This window comes from Brevundimonas sp. NPDC058933, assembly GCF_049315965.1.
Taxonomy (GTDB): domain Bacteria; phylum Pseudomonadota; class Alphaproteobacteria; order Caulobacterales; family Caulobacteraceae; genus Brevundimonas.
Window position 1 is genome coordinate 144,092 of the sequence record NZ_JBMOSL010000003.1, and the last position, 14,843, is coordinate 158,934.

Below are 14,843 nucleotides of genomic sequence, written 5' to 3' on the forward strand. Positions count from 1 at the left end.
GATGAGGACGCGTTCGCAGGGCGGAATACCGCGCCGATCCTATGTGAGAAGGACGAACATGCCCCACAATCCCCATGAAGCCTCGGCCAGGGCCGTGAGGAACCACCGACCGGTCGAGGCTCAGTACGTCCGCCAGGGTCGAAGAGGGTTGCGGATCGTGGCGGTCCTCCTGGGAGGCCTGGTGCTGACGGCTGTCGGTTTCGCGCTGGTTTGGGCCTTCTGGGCCGGCCCCTTCGCCGCCGCGCCCGTCGACAACGGGGCGCAGGTCGAAGACGCCGCCGCCTTCCAGGATGAGGCGGCCACGGCGTCCATGGACGCGCCCGCCAGCCCGGACGATCGCGCGGCCTCTGGTCGCGCTCCGGAGATCGACGCTGCGCCTTCGTCCCGCTGATTTCGGAAACGCGCAAGCTTCAGGGCAAGATGCTCAGCTTCATATTCGAGTCCGACGCTGGGCCTGAGGGTGCAAGGTTCAGGTGGGAGGCGAGCCTTGCCTCAATGCAGGAGGCCCAGGTCGAGGCGGTTCGCACCTTGGGCGAGCTTCTTCGGGACGACGGACCCGGCTTTTGGATTTCGCGCGAGGCGCGGATGATTGTCTTTTCATGCCAAGGCGAGATCCTGTTCCAGCTGGTTGTGAGCGTCGTGGCGACGCCAGCCGTCGCCGCGATTGCGCCAAACGAACGACGAGAGAACCCGGACGCCTGTCGCAAGGCCTTATGGGAAATGCGTGAGATCGCCGCCGCTGCAGCGCTTCAGGATAGTCCCATGACCGATCAGGAAGCGCTAAGCACGCTCGCCGCCATAGCGGCCTGGGTGCAGTCGGAGGCGCCGACCGACAGCGCGGCCTGCGGGACTGTGATCGATCTCCTGGTTGATCTCACCGCCGGCGTCGATATCGACGCTCTGGACGACGCTCAGGCCCTCACGCTGTTTCGCCGGATTGAAAACGGCCTGTCCTTCTGACCTGGGCCGTTGGCCGGTTGCTTCAGGGTGCGATCTCGATCCAGGTCGGAGCGTGGTCGCTTGATCGGTCCCAACCTCTGACCTCGTGATCGACGCTGGAGGCGTGGAGGCGATCAACGAGGGACGGGCTTACGAGAAGATGGTCGATGCGCAGTCCCGCGTTGCGGGCGTAGGCGTTCCGGAAGTAATCCCAGAAGGTGAAGAGGGTTTCCTGCGGGTGGTGGAGGCGCAGGGCGTCTGTCCATCCCTGGTCTAGCAGGCGGCCGAAGACGTGGCGCGCCTCGGGGCGAAAGAGGGCGTCCTCTGTCCAGCGCTCTGGCTTGTAGACGTCCGCCGGGGTCGGGATGATGTTGTAGTCGCCCGCCAGGATCACCGGAGCGCCGGTCTCGATCAGCCCGGCGGCATGAGCAATGAAGGCTTCCGCCCAGGCGAGCTTGTACTCAAACCGGGGACCGGGCGCGGGATTCCCGTTGGGCATATAGAGGCAACCCACCAGAACGCCGTTAATCGCAGCCTCGATATAGCGGCTCTGGCTTGGGTCGGGGTCGCCAGGGAGGCCCCGGCGGGTCGGATGAATGGCGGCGTCTCTCGCCAGGATTGCGACCCCGTTCCAGCTCTTCTGACCCAGCCAGATCGCCTCATATCCGACGTCGCAGAGGGCCTTGGCGGGAAAGTTCCCCTGTTGGGCCTTGAGCTCCTGCAAACAAACGACGTCCGGGCGGCTCGTCTCCAGCCATCGGAGCAGAACGGGCAACCGGCCGTTGATCCCGTTGACGTTATAGGTAGCGATCCTCATCGCGCGCCAATCCAGAAAGGCGAGGTCCGACAACCCGCGTCAAACGCAATGGCGGTTCGAGCGAGAGGTAGAAAGACCATGGGGTTTAAAGGCGGCTGCCGCGAAAGTCGTTCCGCGGACGCCAGGCCGGCGTCGCCTCATGAAGCTGCATATGGCGGAGCTGAAGCCTCGATGTCCACGCGCCAGATCTCGCGGCTTTCGGGGTTCAGAACGACCAGGCCAAAGCTGACAGGCCTCTGACCGGGGGAAGACTGTTCAGCGAGCAATTCAGCGGCGAAACGGGCTCCTTCACGGTAGGCGACGGCGTCCGTGGCGGCTGCGTTGTCGAGCATGAATTCCTTGTCCGGTTGCGTGACGATATATCTATAGAGCGCCAGCATGGGCCTCTATCCACGCCATCAAAGTCCGGTCGGCCGCCATGATGGTGCGCATGGTGCCTAAGTCGTTGGGCAGGGCAGGGTTCAAGGACAGGCGGGGGTGGCTAGCGGACATTCTGCGGCCGAGCGAAGGCAGCCAGACAGTGACTGTTTGACGTCGAGGCTAGGATTGAAGGGGCGGCAGCTTCCACCTGTCCTGTTTCGCCGCCTCTGACGGGCCGTAGATACGCGCCACAAGGCTGTACTTTCCGGCCGGCGCTGGAAGCCAGTTGGACTCCAGCCCAGGCCCCGGAGCCTCGTGACTGATGTAAAGGGTCAATGATCCGTCCGCATCGGTCTTCAGTTCCTCTGTCCGATCCCCAATGGAATAGCGGTTGATCGCGTTGTCGTAGAGGAACCGATCAGGCAGGGTGTAGAGGGTGATAGACCAGAAGAACCGCGCCTCCGGCAACTGGCCAGGCGCAAAGTAAATCTTCGCTGGTTTGGCTCCATCGCCCACATAACCGCCGTACCATGCCTCGTCGATCGAGTTGCCATACATGCCTTTGTTGGCCGCCACGGCGCGCAACATATAGTCGTTGCCGTTGTCGTTCCGGGTGCCGAACAGGCCGTTAGAGCTCAGGGTCACGGCCAACTTCGCGGCCATGGCGGCTTTGGCGTCCTCGATCCCGGCGTCGATCGCCGTGAGCAAGGCCGGTTCCAGCGTCTTGGCGTCCCAGGTCCATTGCGGTCCGATGCCGATGGTCTCGAAACGCTCGCGCAGTTCGACCTCGCTCGGATCCGGCGGCTCGGCGAACTGCAGCAGGAAGTTAAGGTAGGTGATGAAGTCGTGGCCGTGCGCTCGCGCCGCGTCATATGGAGGGAATGAGATAGCTGGCGCAGCGGGCGGCGCACGCTGGCCAAGGAAGGCGCTCAGCGGCTGGAGGGTTAATCCCGCCTGCACCGCGCGCACCGCCGGCACGTCCTCCGGCCCGTCCAGCTGCGTCCGCGTCAAGGTGCCGACGATGTCGGTCTCCGCCTTGAAAACCTTGTCGATGCCCGTCGGCGTCTCGCCATCCCAGCGGGGGCCAGCGAACAAGTAATGACCTGCTCCGTTGCCCGTGGTCCGCGAGCCGACATAGGCGAAATTATAGGTGAACAGATCGACCCACTGGCTGACGTAGTAGCGACCGGACGGCACCTCGGCGACGCTCAAAACCCAAGGCTCCGCCCGCAAGTCCAGCCAGGCCCAGGAGTAGGGCGTGTCGTTGTTGGGCGTGACCACGTCATGGTTCTTGGGGGTCGAAGGCTCGGAGTAATGCCGGAACTGTCCAAAGCCGCCAACATACTCCGGAGCATCAGGATCAACTGCCTGCTTGAACCAGGTCGCGTAGTTGTCGAGCATCGGATAGGCGTAGATGTAGGCCTCCGCGGCGATCGCACGGGCGGTGTCCGGCGAAGCGGACACTTTGGCTGAATCGGTCATTTCACCACCTCGATGTCCGGCAGCTTCCAGCTGGCGTCGAAATAGGGCTTCAGCGGCGCATAGAGCCGGAAGTAGGTGAACCAGGCCCGGCCCGGCACGGTCGGAACCCAATTACTCTCGGGCGAGTCCGTCGGCGGCTCCGGCGCGAACACCAGATCGACCGATCCGTCGGCGTTCCTGGCCAAGTCGGTGCGCGAGCCGATCTCCACCTTGTCGTACTCGGTGTCCATAAAGCAGCGCGTCTCGACATCGTACAGCGCCACCGACCACCACTGGCCAGCGGGCACGTCCGGCGGCACATGCAGCCGATAGGTCTTGCCGCCGTCGAACCATTGCTTCTGGGCGTCGCGATAGGACGACAGATAGACCTGCCCCTCGCCCGGGGTCTGGGTGGTCATCCCCTCCGATAGACCGACCGCCTCGTAGAACCACGACGAGCGCTCATCGAGCTGGGAATAGAATTCGCTCTCCTGGCTCATCGCCACATTCACTGCGCGATCCCATTGCCCGCCGTAGCGCGCGGTCTCGAACCGCTTGTCGAACGAGTTGGCTACGGCCATCAGCTGGCCGATCTCCGCCCCGTCGGTCAGGGCGCGGGTCTGGGCTGCGTCCGGCTGGAACGGCTTGCCCTTCTCGATGCCCAGTGGCTTGAGCATGGCCATGAACAAACGGTCTTCCTCGCGCACCGGCTCGATCTGGAGGTATTCGTTCAGCCGCTCCCAATAGGCCATGCCGGTCGGCTGGGTCCCGCTCCACGGACGCCCGTCGGGGGTCAGGATGCGCGTCTTTGGCGGGTTCTTAGCGCTGGCCGGATAGACCTGATAGCCGTGCAGGATGCGGTCGCCCTCCGCCGGATCGGTGGTCAGGATGCGGAAGGCGTGGAAGACGTTCACCGTCGGCGACCGCACCTCGAAGTCGTAGGTGACCCCCTTCGGCGGCTCCTGTCCCGGACCCAGCAGCAGGTAGCGCCCGCCCTTGCCGCGATCCGGGCCGGTCAGGCCGAAGTCGGTGATCGACCGCTCCCAGAAATCGCCGAAACCGCCCGCGACCTCGCCCGGGGGAACCGCGACCACCAGCGGTCCCGTATGCGAGGTGTTCACGAACCCCATCACATAGGGCGTTGTCGCATTGGCGGTGATCAGCCCCAGCTTGTCTCGCACCGAGACGTATTTGACGATGTCGCCGTCCTTAGCCCCAAACACGGTCTCGTGCTGATTCTGCCACTGGCCGTAGGCGACCAGGGGAAGGCCCCAGAGGTAGCATTGGCAGGCCCGCTGGAAGTCGCGCTCGGCGTAGATGGCGTCAATGGCCGCCTGATCCGGCAGGCCCTGGCGATCCAAATTGAGCGGCCCGATCCGCGTGGCGCTCTCGCCGCCGCCCGGCGAGGATCCTCGGTTCGAGATGGCCGTGGGGTCGACGTGGGTCATAGGCTGTGCTCCTCGAGGAGTTCAACCTGCCCCTTAGACGGGCCGGGATCAGTCAGGTGAATCCCCCCATGCGCTATGCCCGTTACCCGAGGCCAGCAACTTGAAATACCCAAGCGCTTTCCGACGTTTTTGAAACGCTTGCGCTCAATGTCGGCAAGGGGTCGGCTTCGGTCCTGGGCCTCGGCGCCGATAGCGGACGTTGGCCGCCGGACCGGAAAGTGGTCGCTGTCTGCGAGGGGTGGGAAGCAGGCATCTAATGCAAGGGTGGCAGGCTGGTGCCGCCTTAAGCGGAACAGCGACTTTGGACTTCCTGAAACTCCTACGGAGTTTCGAAGAGTTTCTTTTCGAAGCCACCAGATGGCTGATCTTCTATCCGCTGGCAGCAGCCAATCCCTAAACTGACGAGTACATAGCCGTGACGACGGACGCGTCCACGACCACAGAGCGCGAGACGGGCAGCCGATCATCCGGCCGCCCGTGCCCGACTACTTCGCAGTCTAAAGAGCTTCGGCGTTTACCGCAGCATCGGCGATCGTTGTGAGGTCCTCGTCGGTCTGGGACTCTTCCTGCAACGTCTCGTCCAGCAGAGCGGCGGCATCATTCAAGCCCAACACTAGGGCCCAACGCTTCAGTGTGCCGTAGCGCGTGATCTCGTAGTGTTCGACGGCTTGGGCGGCGGCCAGCAGGCCAGCGTCCAGGGCAGGCGTGCCTTTGTACTCTTCCATGATCTCGTCGCCCTCGGCCAGAATGCCTTCAATGGCGTCGCATGTCTTGCCGCGGGGCGCCTTGCCGATGATTTCGAACACCTGCTGGAGGCGCTCGATCTGGCCTTCGGTCTGGTCCTTGTGCTTCTCGAATGCGGACGTCAATTCAGCGGACTGCGCGGCCCGGGCCATCTTAGGCAAGGACTTCAGTATTTTCCGCTCGGCGTAATAAATGTCCTTGAGCGTGTCGTGGAACAGGGTGTCGAGTGTCTTCTCGGCCATGTAAAAATCCTCGGGGTGATGCGCCCAGCGCGCGGACCGGAAAAGAGCGAGGCGGCCATTGGTTCCCGGCACGGCTGGCCAACGCCAATCGAGATCTAACCCCAACGCCATGGAACGACAAAAGCCTGCCCAACGACTTGACGGTCACAAGACTGCTTAGCTGTAATGCCGGATCTAATAGTTTGAACGCGAGGAGCCGATGCAAAGAAGGTCCGTCGATGAGCTTTGCGAACTAGCGCGATGCGGAGGCAGCCTAGTCATTTATTCGGACACACGATCCGTGGAGGACCTGATCCAGATCGCCAGCCAGTTGAGGTATGGGGCCACCCTAACCCTTAACGGGATGGCGATGCGGCCAACGGAGGATCTCTGCCGAATAGCTGAGAGTGCGCCGGGTCGGGTTACATTCGGGGGCTAAACGGCGCCAGAAGTGTCGGGAACCCGACAGGCGGAACGGCATCAACCAAGCATCGCCAGTCACCCCGCGAAGGAAGTCTCGCATCGCGCTCTGTGGCCCAGTCAGCGAAATGGCCCAGTGGAGAACCACTGGGCCATCTTTCGCTTCTCCGAACTCGGCTCACTTACCGGTAGCGCGCGCGCTCCTCAGAAATCTGCGTCGTGCTGTAGGGTTCGGCGTCGGGATCGAACCGGGTCCAGCCGGACTGACGATAAGCTTCCCCTCGGGTCGCTGCATCGTAGCCACGTTTGCCGTTGAGGATCTGCTCCAGCTTGTCCTTCTCGTTCTCATCCGCCTTGACGCTAACCAGCGTGCCGCCGCGACGAACACCTTCCGAGTAGACGTTAGCCTCCTCATCCGAGTGACCCGCTTCCTTCAGCGCGCCGAGGAGACCCCCAGTAGCTCCACCTGCTACCGCGCCGACCGCCGCGCCGACCGCGGTGGAGGCAAGCCAACCGGCCGCTACGACCGGGCCCAAGCCCGGGATCGCGAGCATGCCCAGACCGGCGAGAAGGCCTGCTCCGCCGCCTAGAAGGCCGCCCGTCGTAGCACCCTTGCCGGTGCCGTCGGCCACGTCGTTCTCGCCGTCGCCGTTTTGATCTCCCAGCGGGCCACCGCTGCCGCGTGAAGATCCTGAGTGCCAGTTGTCGGCGTTGTTCGAAACGATGCTGATCTTGTCGTGAGGGACGCCGCTCCCTTCAAGTTCCGCTACTGCGTCGAGGGCTTCGGTGTGGCTGTCGAACAGCCGCGTGATGGTCGCCATGTGAAGGCTCCTTTAGTCGTAGATAAAAACCGAACGATGAGCTTATTGCGGCGTGACGACGCCCTTGTAGTCGACGCTCACGGTCGTCGATGCGCCACCGGACTTGGTGGCTTGGCCCTTCCAAATCCCATTCGCGTCCTGAGTCAGCGGTCCTGACACGCTATAGCCCTGCTTCTCGATGGCTTCGCGGGCCTGCCCCTCAGTGAAGGAGTTGGCGCCGGGCGTGAGCGTGGCCTTCTCAGACGTGTCTTCTGTGTCGATCGGCGGGTTCACGGGGGCCTCGGCGCTCGAAACCGCCGGTCCTTCGACAGGAGCTTCCGCGCTGTCGCTATTTCCGCATGCGGTCACGAGGACCGCGACCGCCGAAGCGGCAACAAGTGTTTTGATCATAGCAGTTCCCTTCCAAGGAGACGGTTGGAAGGCTTCGCCGTCAGGATCGTTCCTACGGCTCAGTTTGGAACTTGGGGAACATCACGGCGGGCGCTCTAGTGTCCGCAACAGGTCGGCTTCGGTCCTGGGTCTCGGCACCGAAAGCGGACGTTGGCCGCCGGACCGGAAAGCGGTCGCCGTCGATGTCAGCGAGGGGTGGAAAGGAAACGTTGTCTAGGGGTGCGAAATTCTCAATGTGAACCGCGTAAGCGCCTTGTCCGAGTGGACTGTCAGCGTCCCGCGATGGGCTTCGGCGATCTTCGAGGCGATGAATAGACCCAGCCCAAGCCCGCCCGCCGCTTGATCGAGAGAGGCCCTTGTGAAGGGCTTAAACAGGTTCGGAAGCGCCTCCGCCGGGATTGGCTTGCCGCCGTTCGCTACCGACAGGAAGAACTCGCCCGCCTCGGCCCTGGCGTTGACCTCAACCGGGTGATCGGGAGAGCCATGCACCATCGCATTGCCGAGCAGGTTAGACAGTAGCTGGCCGATCCGTTCGGGGTCGCCCGCTATCTGCTCGTTGATTGCGATAGAGAAGCGGATAACGCGCTGTGGATGCGCTTGTTGGATTTCGCTGATGACCTGTTCGATTATCGGCCTGATCTGATCGTCACCGCGCAGGTCCATCAGGAGGCCATCGCCTAAATGACCTCTGGCGAAGTCCAGAACATCATCGATCAGGCGACCGATCCGTTTCGCGCTGGCGGCCATTTGTGCCACAACTTGACGCTCGCGGTGCTCAAGGCTTGAACGAGACAGGATTTGAATGCCGGCGTCGATTGCCGCGACAGGATTTCGCAGGTCATGGCCCAGAATGGCGATGAATTGATCGCGGAGTTCGGCAGTCTCCCGTTCCGCGCGCAGTTCCGATGCGCTCGTTTCCAGTTGATCCGCAGCGTCGATGTGGAAGGCGATCAACTCGGCAAAGAGCCTGAACATCTCCTGGACTTCGGGCGTCGAGACGCGGTGGGGCGCGGGATCGATGGCGCACAGGGTGCCGAACATGTCCCCATTGGATCGAATGATCGGGAAGGAAATATAGCTGCGCAGGCCATACATACGGGGGGTGTGGTGGTCGGCGTATGCGGGATCTAGCGCGGCGTCGTCGAAGATGACGGGGACGTGGCTGGCGCGGATTTCATCGCAAATCGTGGTCTTGAGTTCGAGTTCTCCGCCGGGCTTCAATCCGAACTCGACATCGTCCCTGACGGCGCATGCAATCCATTTTTCGTCAGTTACCCGGGCGACGGCAGCGAAACCCATACCCGTGGTGCGGCACACGACATCAAGGATACCTGACACCGCGCTGAGCTTTGCGATAAGCGCGACATCTGCCAGCAGGGCGGGCGAGGGAGGTTCAGAAATCACCGGACTGTCTGACATTCCGCAGTGGTAACTCGCGGACCACGTGATGGAAAGGTTGCGTCAGACGTGGAGCGGCACCTTGCCAGCCTGTTGAGCAAGGTCCGCTATGGGTCGTGAAGCGAAGTTCGCTCAAGGGTAGGAAGCGGACTTCCTGCTCTGAGGATCGTGATGCAGAGCGGCCTTATCCGTCAACGGATGGAGGACCTTTTACCGGGTCGAACTGCTGAGCGACTGGATCAATCTGAACGTTCGCGCCATGGGCAATCTTAAGTCCGTCTGATGTTCGAAGGAGCAAAAGGCTCATCCGGTCCTTTGAGGACGGCACAGCCTTGCCGTCTGGCGTGGTGAACGCGCCCATATCCCAGCGTGCGACGACAGATAGCGCGCCCGTTCCAACGGGCACGACACTCTCGACTTCCTCCAGCATCAGAGGCACGCCTTTGAACATCACTTCCAAGTATACTTGGTGCGCCAGCTCAACCTGCGCTCTGCCCTGCCAGTGCATTCCGACGATGTTGACCCAGTGAATGTCATTTGTCGCCAGCCGGAACATTCGAGCGGCGTCACCCGCGTTCCAAGCGGCCTGATATTCGGCAAGCAGACTGGCAACCGCCTGAGCATCACCTGTCGAAGCTGCGGCCTCGACGGTCGAACCGACAAGGGAGCCGAGTGCTGCAACGACGACGAAGCTACGGCGATCCATGTTGATGTCCTGACGTAGCTCAAAAAACGACGATACCTCAAGTTAGGTCGGTGTGCAAAGTCTGAAACGGGTCGATCTGCGACTTCAGCTCCGGCCGAAATGCGGACGTTCCGTCCCATCAGGCACGCTCCATCTCCGAAGAAGGGTTAGCGTGTTGCGGTCATCGGTTGCGGCCGCCACCCCTAGCCGACATACAACATGGTTCCGCACTCCGAGTGCGTCCGTATAATGTCAAAGAGCGCCGGGTCGTTGCTGCTGCTCGACGGTAAGCGCTAACACCATGGCCGCGCCGAACAACGCGCCTTCCAATCCCGCCGTAGTGATCTGGCTGATCGGCCCAAACGTCGCTTCGCCGAAAAGGCGCAGGTGATCTAGGCTCAGCTGCGCTCCTGGGAACTGCGCCGCCAGAGCTGCCAGGCTGCCTCCCATCAGCCGCCCACCCAGCAAGACGGCGCCCGCCCCTGCAAGACCCGCCAGGACTGCTCCGGCTATTAGAGCGATCCGCCGTCGTTTTCCCCGCGCGATCCACACGCCGGCGCCGATCGCGGCGCCCAGCAATAGGCCTTCGCCGGCGCCTGTCATCGCCGTGGGCGCCATTCCGAACAGCAGGTTGAAGGCGTCCAGCCCGGCCAGCCGCGCGAACGCGCCCACGACTAGTCCGCCGCAGGCGCCGCCAAGCAGAAACCAGGGCTCCCGCCGCCGCGAGACGAAGCTCGCCGCGCCGACCCCGAACCCGACGCTCGAGCCCCCGATCATCCCGACCACAGCCGTCAAGGCGGCGAGCACCAGAAGTCCGGACAGTGAGCCGCCCGCGCCGCCCTCCGCGATCCCGGCAAAGCCGTAGGCCAGACCGCCGATTAACCCCGCCGCGCCGCCGCCGATGAGACCCGCCCGACCCATGCCTATGAACTGCGCCAACGCCTCGCTTCGACCGGTACGAGGGATGGGCTTGCCGCGCGCCGTCCTATCTTCGGCGCCGGCAAGGCCGGGCGTCACTGGCGCGATGAAGCGATATCCGTGGCGCGGCACTGTCTCGATGAACCGAGGCCTTCCTGCCTCGTCCCCGAGGGCCTTACGCAGAGACCGCACACACTGGGTCAGCGCCTCGTCGGTGACCGGGACGCCCTTCCATATCTCATCCAGAAGGCGTGCCTTGGTCACCAACCTGCCCTCCTCGGCCACCAGCAGGACAAGCGCGTCGAGATAACGACCGGACAGCTCTACCGACCCGCCGTCATCGGACAGCCGGCGATCCGCAGCATCTAGAATGAAGCGGTCGAAACAGTAAACGCCAGCTACGTTTTTCAGGACTTCCTCACGGGGCGCTCAGGACTTTCACCGTCCACGCCTTCACCGTTCAAGCCTCACCCAAGCTGGAAGTGAAGGCAATGAAGAACATTATGGCGCCCAACCCCAACGACCGACTGACCTCGGCCCTGCGCCTGATCGGCTGGACACTCGTCGCGGGTCTTTTGGTCACGCCTGCCATCGCGATGCGGTTTACCGACGAGGTTCAGTGGACCACCTCGGATTTCATCTTCGCCGGCGCCGTCCTGATCGGCGCGGGCGGGGTTGCAGAGCTGGCGGTGCGTACCTCTAGCGCCTGGTCATACCGGATCGGCGCCGGCCTCGCCGTGCTCGCGTCGGCGCTGTTGCTTTGGATCAATGGCGCCGTAGGGATCATCGGATCCGAAGACAATCCGGCAAACCTGCTCTATCTGGCCGTTATCCTGGCCGCCTTCGTGGGCGCTGTCGCTAGTCGGTTCCGCTCGGGGGGCCTCTCGTTGGCAATGGTGTCGGCCGCCGGCCTACAGGCCGTTATCGGCGCCGTCGCCGTCTCGCGGGGCTGGGGTGTGGGCTCCGAGAACTGGCCGCGGCCGGCAATCGTGCTCAGCATTGTTTTCTCCCTTATCTGGTTAGCGTCGGCGGCCCTTTTTCGTCGTGCAGCCCGCACCCAGGCCGACCCTGGGTGAGGCGATGCCGCATCGCTAAGGGCAACTCAGATCGGCTTGAAACCGGTCTGTGCTGCTGAAGTGGGAAGGGTAGCTGGCTCGCAACGGGTCGGTTTGAGGAGCTGGCGTCGTGTCGAGAACACGACATTGTCGGCGTCGCCGCCTGCTGGCCTGCTGTACAGGGTCGGCCTGTACGCCGTGCGTGACCCGCACGATCGGCGATCCGGCGCATGGGCGCAGGCCGAGACTCTGGCGACGGCGGTCGGGCTGGACATGACCGGGACCTGGTCGGCCACCGCCGCAGCTACTTCTCGCGCGTCCCCAAGGCGCGGGTGCTGGAGGCCGTGACCGAGGCGGTCGGCGCCGAGGAGGCGGGTCGGTTCGCCGAGTTCAAGAAGGGCGATATGGCCGACGCCGCCGAGCGGTTGCTGGAGGGGAGGGAGTGGTGGCCGCCGGTTCTCCGAACCGCCGAAACCTTGCCGGAGGACCGGCGCAGGAAGGCGATGGCTAGGAGGGACCCCCGCCTTCGCTCGACGAGGCCTACGACATCGCAGCCGAATAGGTCTGCGATCCGGACCGAAACGGACCGCGCGCCCCTTGGGGCGCGCAGTCTTTTCCTTGCGCGAAGGTCGTCCGGGCCAAGGAGGCGAGACGACGATCACGGCGGTTCATGCTGGACCTGGCAAGCCGTCGACTTCACATCGGCTGGGTCCAACGGAGGGCGCGGGACTAGAGTGGACCGGTTGTCTCACCTGGAAACTGCGGCTTGCCGACCGCCCGGTCGGGGCCCTAGATCGACCGATGATCCACTATCTCAAGCCGGTTCGTTCGCGATACAGGTCCGCCTCGCTCAGCCTGCGTTCGCGCAAGACCACGGCGGCGCAACTGCTGGGCTGGGTTTCCGGCGTCGCGCTGGCGGCCGTGGTGACGCCTCCGGCGAAGACGGCTGTCCTCGAACTTCTGACGGCCTATCGTTCCTCCGCGCTCATCGACCGGATCAACCCGCAGGCCCTGGCGGCGACCGTCTTCATCCTCGTCTTCTTCGGATGCACGATCTTGCTCGGCCTGGGCCTCGGCGCCCTGCTCAAGGTCACCCTTCTGCGCGAGCGTCTGCGCCTTTCCACGTCCAGCGCCCTCTATCCCGGCCCGGGTCTCAAAGGTCATCCCCGACTGGAGCCGTGAGGTTCAGGCAGGTCCCATTGCCTGACGCCCAGTCCGATGATCCGCCCGCCCGCGTCGCCAGGGGGCGATTATCCACAGATCTCCGGGACCTGTGGTCAAGCATTTGACTACTCTTGTTCTCTTTTTGTTCCCATGTAGAAGTCGCCTCGGGTCGGTGCTTGAGGAGATGGAAATGGATAGGAAAACCCTGGGACCCGATGAGGGGTTGGCCCGCGACCTCGAAGAACTGGATCGCGCGCTTGAACAGCGTGAGCGTCCGGATGTCCCGCCGCCCACGGTCGATCTGATCGCCGGGCTCGTCGCCGGCATGCGGCTGGCGGGGCGGCCCCAATGAGCGACGTGACCCCGACCCCCGTTGAACTGCAGGTGCTCCAACTGGTCGCGCTCTGGCGCCAGGGACCCGCCGTCCGGCATGATCCTGTTCTCGCCAACATGTTCAAGCGTCTCACGGCGGCGCTGAACCGGTCTGCGCCGGGCGTCGCCGCCAGGGTTCTGGGGACGCTCGAGGACATGCAGGCGCGTGGCCTGAGCCTGTTCGCTCGAGGCGATTGAGCATGAGCCGCTACAAGGGGATGTCGAGCAAGGGCTCCCTGAATGTGGAGGACCTGGTCGAACTGGTCGACATCTATCGTCGCCTCCAGGCCATGCACGCCGGACTCAACCCCGTCTCCACCCAGCGCTTTCCCGTCATGGCCGCCGCCGCCACGGTCAAGGCGGCCTGGGCCGAGGTCAGCGGCGCCGAACAGGGATGGAGCTTTCCCGCGGAGTACGTCGTCAAACCGGACGAAAGGAAGCCTACCGGCGTCTGAGGCGTTGGAGCGGAACCATGTGCAACAACTACCGCCTGCATGTTCCTGCCAACCAACTGGCCGCGCCCTTCACCGACATCGGCCGGACGCTGGCCCTGCCAGATGGCGTACCGAACCTTGAGCCGACCGACTACCGGATCGGCGACCGCGCGCCTGTGGTGCTCGCCGGCGAAGGCGGCCTGCGTCTGGTGATGACGCCCTGGGCCTGGAAGGGCCCGGCCGGAAAGCCGGTCTTCAACTTCCGGTCCGAGGGCCGATCCTTCGCCGGATCGACCCGCTGCCTGATCCCCGCTGACGGCTTCTATGAGTTCACCGAGCCCAAAGTAGCGGGGAAGAAAACGAAGTGGCGCTTCACCCAGATCGACCAGCCCTGGTTCTGGATCGCCGGGGTGGTGAAGCATGGCGCCTTCGCCATGCTGACGACTGAACCCGGACCGGAGGTGGCCCATTATCACGACCGACAGATCGTCGTCCTGCCGCCAGGGGCAGGCGCGCACTGGCTCGACCTTTCCGCGCCGGAGGACCTGATCCTCAGGCCCAGCCCCCTGGGCTCGCTCTTCGTCGAGCGGGTTTATCCATAGGCGAAACGACCAGTGGCGGCGCGACTCAGCTTAACCGCGACCCATGACCCCCGATCAATTGACCGCCGCCCTGGACGCCATGCAGCAGGCTGCAGGTGGCGACGCTGAACGCATGCCTGGCCTGATCACGGTGAAAAGCTCGGTGTGGTGCGACAGCCTCTACGCCATCGACCGCATCACCAAGACCCTGGACGAGGGCATTCGGCACCGGGGGATCAAGGTTGAGGTCTCCTCCCTGTTCGAGACCAAGGTCTTGACCCGCGCTGAAGCCGGTGATCGCGGCGCGCCCTACCACGACCTGACCTCTGGGGGCTGACCCCAGTCGCCCGCCATCGGCCTGCCCGCGCGGCTGGCGGGCAGGTCCTGAAGCCATGGCGTCATCGCCTGCAAACATGCGCAGGCTGACGTGACGGCCGCCTTGAAAACGGTCTGAAGGGGATGGCGCCGCCACCTGGGCGTCGTCGCGCGGCGCTCAGTCGCGCCGCGTTTTCAGCAGCGGCGGAGCCGTCGCGTTCCGCTGCCGCAGCGGGGCGCCGACGAGCTCCTTTAGAAATCAGATGGTCTGAACCTCAGAGAGGGCGACCCGCGCCAGGC

General features: G+C 63.9%; 19 protein-coding genes. 9 read left to right on the forward strand and 10 right to left on the reverse strand.

Features of this window, described 5'->3' with window-relative positions:
- Positions 1–58: 58 nt before the first annotated feature.
- A complete protein-coding gene (locus tag ACOZBP_RS08915; RefSeq protein ID WP_422676069.1) occupies positions 59–391 on the forward strand; it encodes a hypothetical protein in 333 nt (110 codons plus the stop codon).
- Between the two features lie 104 nt (positions 392–495).
- Entirely contained in the window at positions 496–960 is a 465-nt protein-coding gene (locus ACOZBP_RS08920; protein ID WP_422676070.1) for a DUF6894 family protein, read from the forward strand.
- A 22-nt stretch (positions 961–982) separates the two neighbouring features.
- Here the strand turns inward: ACOZBP_RS08920 and xth are convergent, their stop codons facing one another.
- The 10 genes from xth to ACOZBP_RS08970 form a co-directional block, all read right to left on the reverse strand.
- Positions 983–1,756: an exodeoxyribonuclease III gene (xth, locus tag ACOZBP_RS08925; RefSeq protein ID WP_422676071.1), complete on the reverse strand. Its 774-nt coding sequence runs from the start codon at positions 1,754–1,756 to the stop codon at positions 983–985.
- 137 nt (positions 1,757–1,893) lie between these two features.
- The gene (locus tag ACOZBP_RS08930) at positions 1,894–2,136 is read right to left on the reverse strand and encodes a hypothetical protein (protein ID WP_422676072.1); all 243 of its coding nucleotides are present in this window, start codon (positions 2,134–2,136) and stop codon (positions 1,894–1,896) included.
- 160 nt (positions 2,137–2,296) lie between these two features.
- Positions 2,297–3,598 (reverse strand): DUF1254 domain-containing protein, encoded by a 1,302-nt coding sequence (locus tag ACOZBP_RS08935; protein WP_422676073.1) that lies wholly within the window; start codon positions 3,596–3,598, stop codon positions 2,297–2,299.
- Positions 3,595–5,025 carry a DUF1254 domain-containing protein gene (locus tag ACOZBP_RS08940; RefSeq protein WP_422676074.1) on the reverse strand — a complete coding sequence of 477 codons (1,431 nt, stop codon included), beginning with the start codon at positions 5,023–5,025 and terminating at the stop codon, positions 3,595–3,597. Before ACOZBP_RS08940 ends, ACOZBP_RS08935 begins: the two co-directional genes overlap by 4 nt.
- Before the next feature lie 497 nt (positions 5,026–5,522).
- Positions 5,523–6,011, reverse strand: coding sequence for a ferritin-like domain-containing protein (locus tag ACOZBP_RS08945; RefSeq protein ID WP_422676075.1), 489 nt, complete (start codon positions 6,009–6,011; stop codon positions 5,523–5,525).
- Positions 6,012–6,592: 581 nt separating this feature from the next.
- The gene (locus ACOZBP_RS08950; protein WP_422676076.1) at positions 6,593–7,231 is read right to left on the reverse strand and encodes a hypothetical protein; all 639 of its coding nucleotides are present in this window, start codon (positions 7,229–7,231) and stop codon (positions 6,593–6,595) included.
- Positions 7,232–7,273: 42 nt separating this feature from the next.
- Positions 7,274–7,621, reverse strand: coding sequence for a hypothetical protein (locus tag ACOZBP_RS08955; RefSeq protein ID WP_422676077.1), 348 nt, complete (start codon positions 7,619–7,621; stop codon positions 7,274–7,276).
- Positions 7,622–7,834: 213 nt separating this feature from the next.
- Positions 7,835–9,025, reverse strand: coding sequence for a GAF domain-containing sensor histidine kinase (locus tag ACOZBP_RS08960; protein WP_422676078.1), 1,191 nt, complete (start codon positions 9,023–9,025; stop codon positions 7,835–7,837).
- 178 nt (positions 9,026–9,203) lie between these two features.
- Positions 9,204–9,725, reverse strand: a complete 522-nt coding sequence (locus ACOZBP_RS08965) for an SgcJ/EcaC family oxidoreductase (protein WP_422676079.1) — start codon at positions 9,723–9,725, stop codon at positions 9,204–9,206.
- Between the two features lie 231 nt (positions 9,726–9,956).
- Entirely contained in the window at positions 9,957–11,033 is a 1,077-nt protein-coding gene (locus ACOZBP_RS08970) for a winged helix-turn-helix domain-containing protein (RefSeq protein ID WP_422676211.1), read from the reverse strand.
- A gap of 80 nt (positions 11,034–11,113) precedes the next feature.
- Between ACOZBP_RS08970 and ACOZBP_RS08975 the strand changes: the two genes are divergently transcribed.
- The 7 genes from ACOZBP_RS08975 to ACOZBP_RS09005 all read left to right on the forward strand — a co-directional run bounded on the left by ACOZBP_RS08975 (position 11,114) and on the right by ACOZBP_RS09005 (position 14,565).
- Positions 11,114–11,698, forward strand: a complete 585-nt coding sequence (locus ACOZBP_RS08975) for a hypothetical protein (RefSeq protein WP_422676080.1) — start codon at positions 11,114–11,116, stop codon at positions 11,696–11,698.
- Between the two features lie 780 nt (positions 11,699–12,478).
- Entirely contained in the window at positions 12,479–12,859 is a 381-nt protein-coding gene (locus tag ACOZBP_RS08980) for a hypothetical protein (protein ID WP_422676081.1), read from the forward strand.
- Between the two features lie 172 nt (positions 12,860–13,031).
- Positions 13,032–13,193, forward strand: coding sequence for a hypothetical protein (locus tag ACOZBP_RS08985; protein WP_422676082.1), 162 nt, complete (start codon positions 13,032–13,034; stop codon positions 13,191–13,193).
- Positions 13,190–13,411, forward strand: a complete 222-nt coding sequence (locus ACOZBP_RS08990) for a hypothetical protein (protein WP_422676083.1) — start codon at positions 13,190–13,192, stop codon at positions 13,409–13,411. Before ACOZBP_RS08985 ends, ACOZBP_RS08990 begins: the two co-directional genes overlap by 4 nt.
- Before the next feature lie 2 nt (positions 13,412–13,413).
- A complete protein-coding gene (locus ACOZBP_RS08995) occupies positions 13,414–13,668 on the forward strand; it encodes a hypothetical protein (protein WP_422676084.1) in 255 nt (84 codons plus the stop codon).
- Positions 13,669–13,685: 17 nt separating this feature from the next.
- Positions 13,686–14,249 (forward strand): SOS response-associated peptidase family protein, encoded by a 564-nt coding sequence (locus tag ACOZBP_RS09000; RefSeq protein WP_422676085.1) that lies wholly within the window; start codon positions 13,686–13,688, stop codon positions 14,247–14,249.
- A 43-nt stretch (positions 14,250–14,292) separates the two neighbouring features.
- Positions 14,293–14,565, forward strand: coding sequence for a hypothetical protein (locus ACOZBP_RS09005; protein WP_422676086.1), 273 nt, complete (start codon positions 14,293–14,295; stop codon positions 14,563–14,565).
- Positions 14,566–14,843 lie beyond the last annotated feature (278 nt).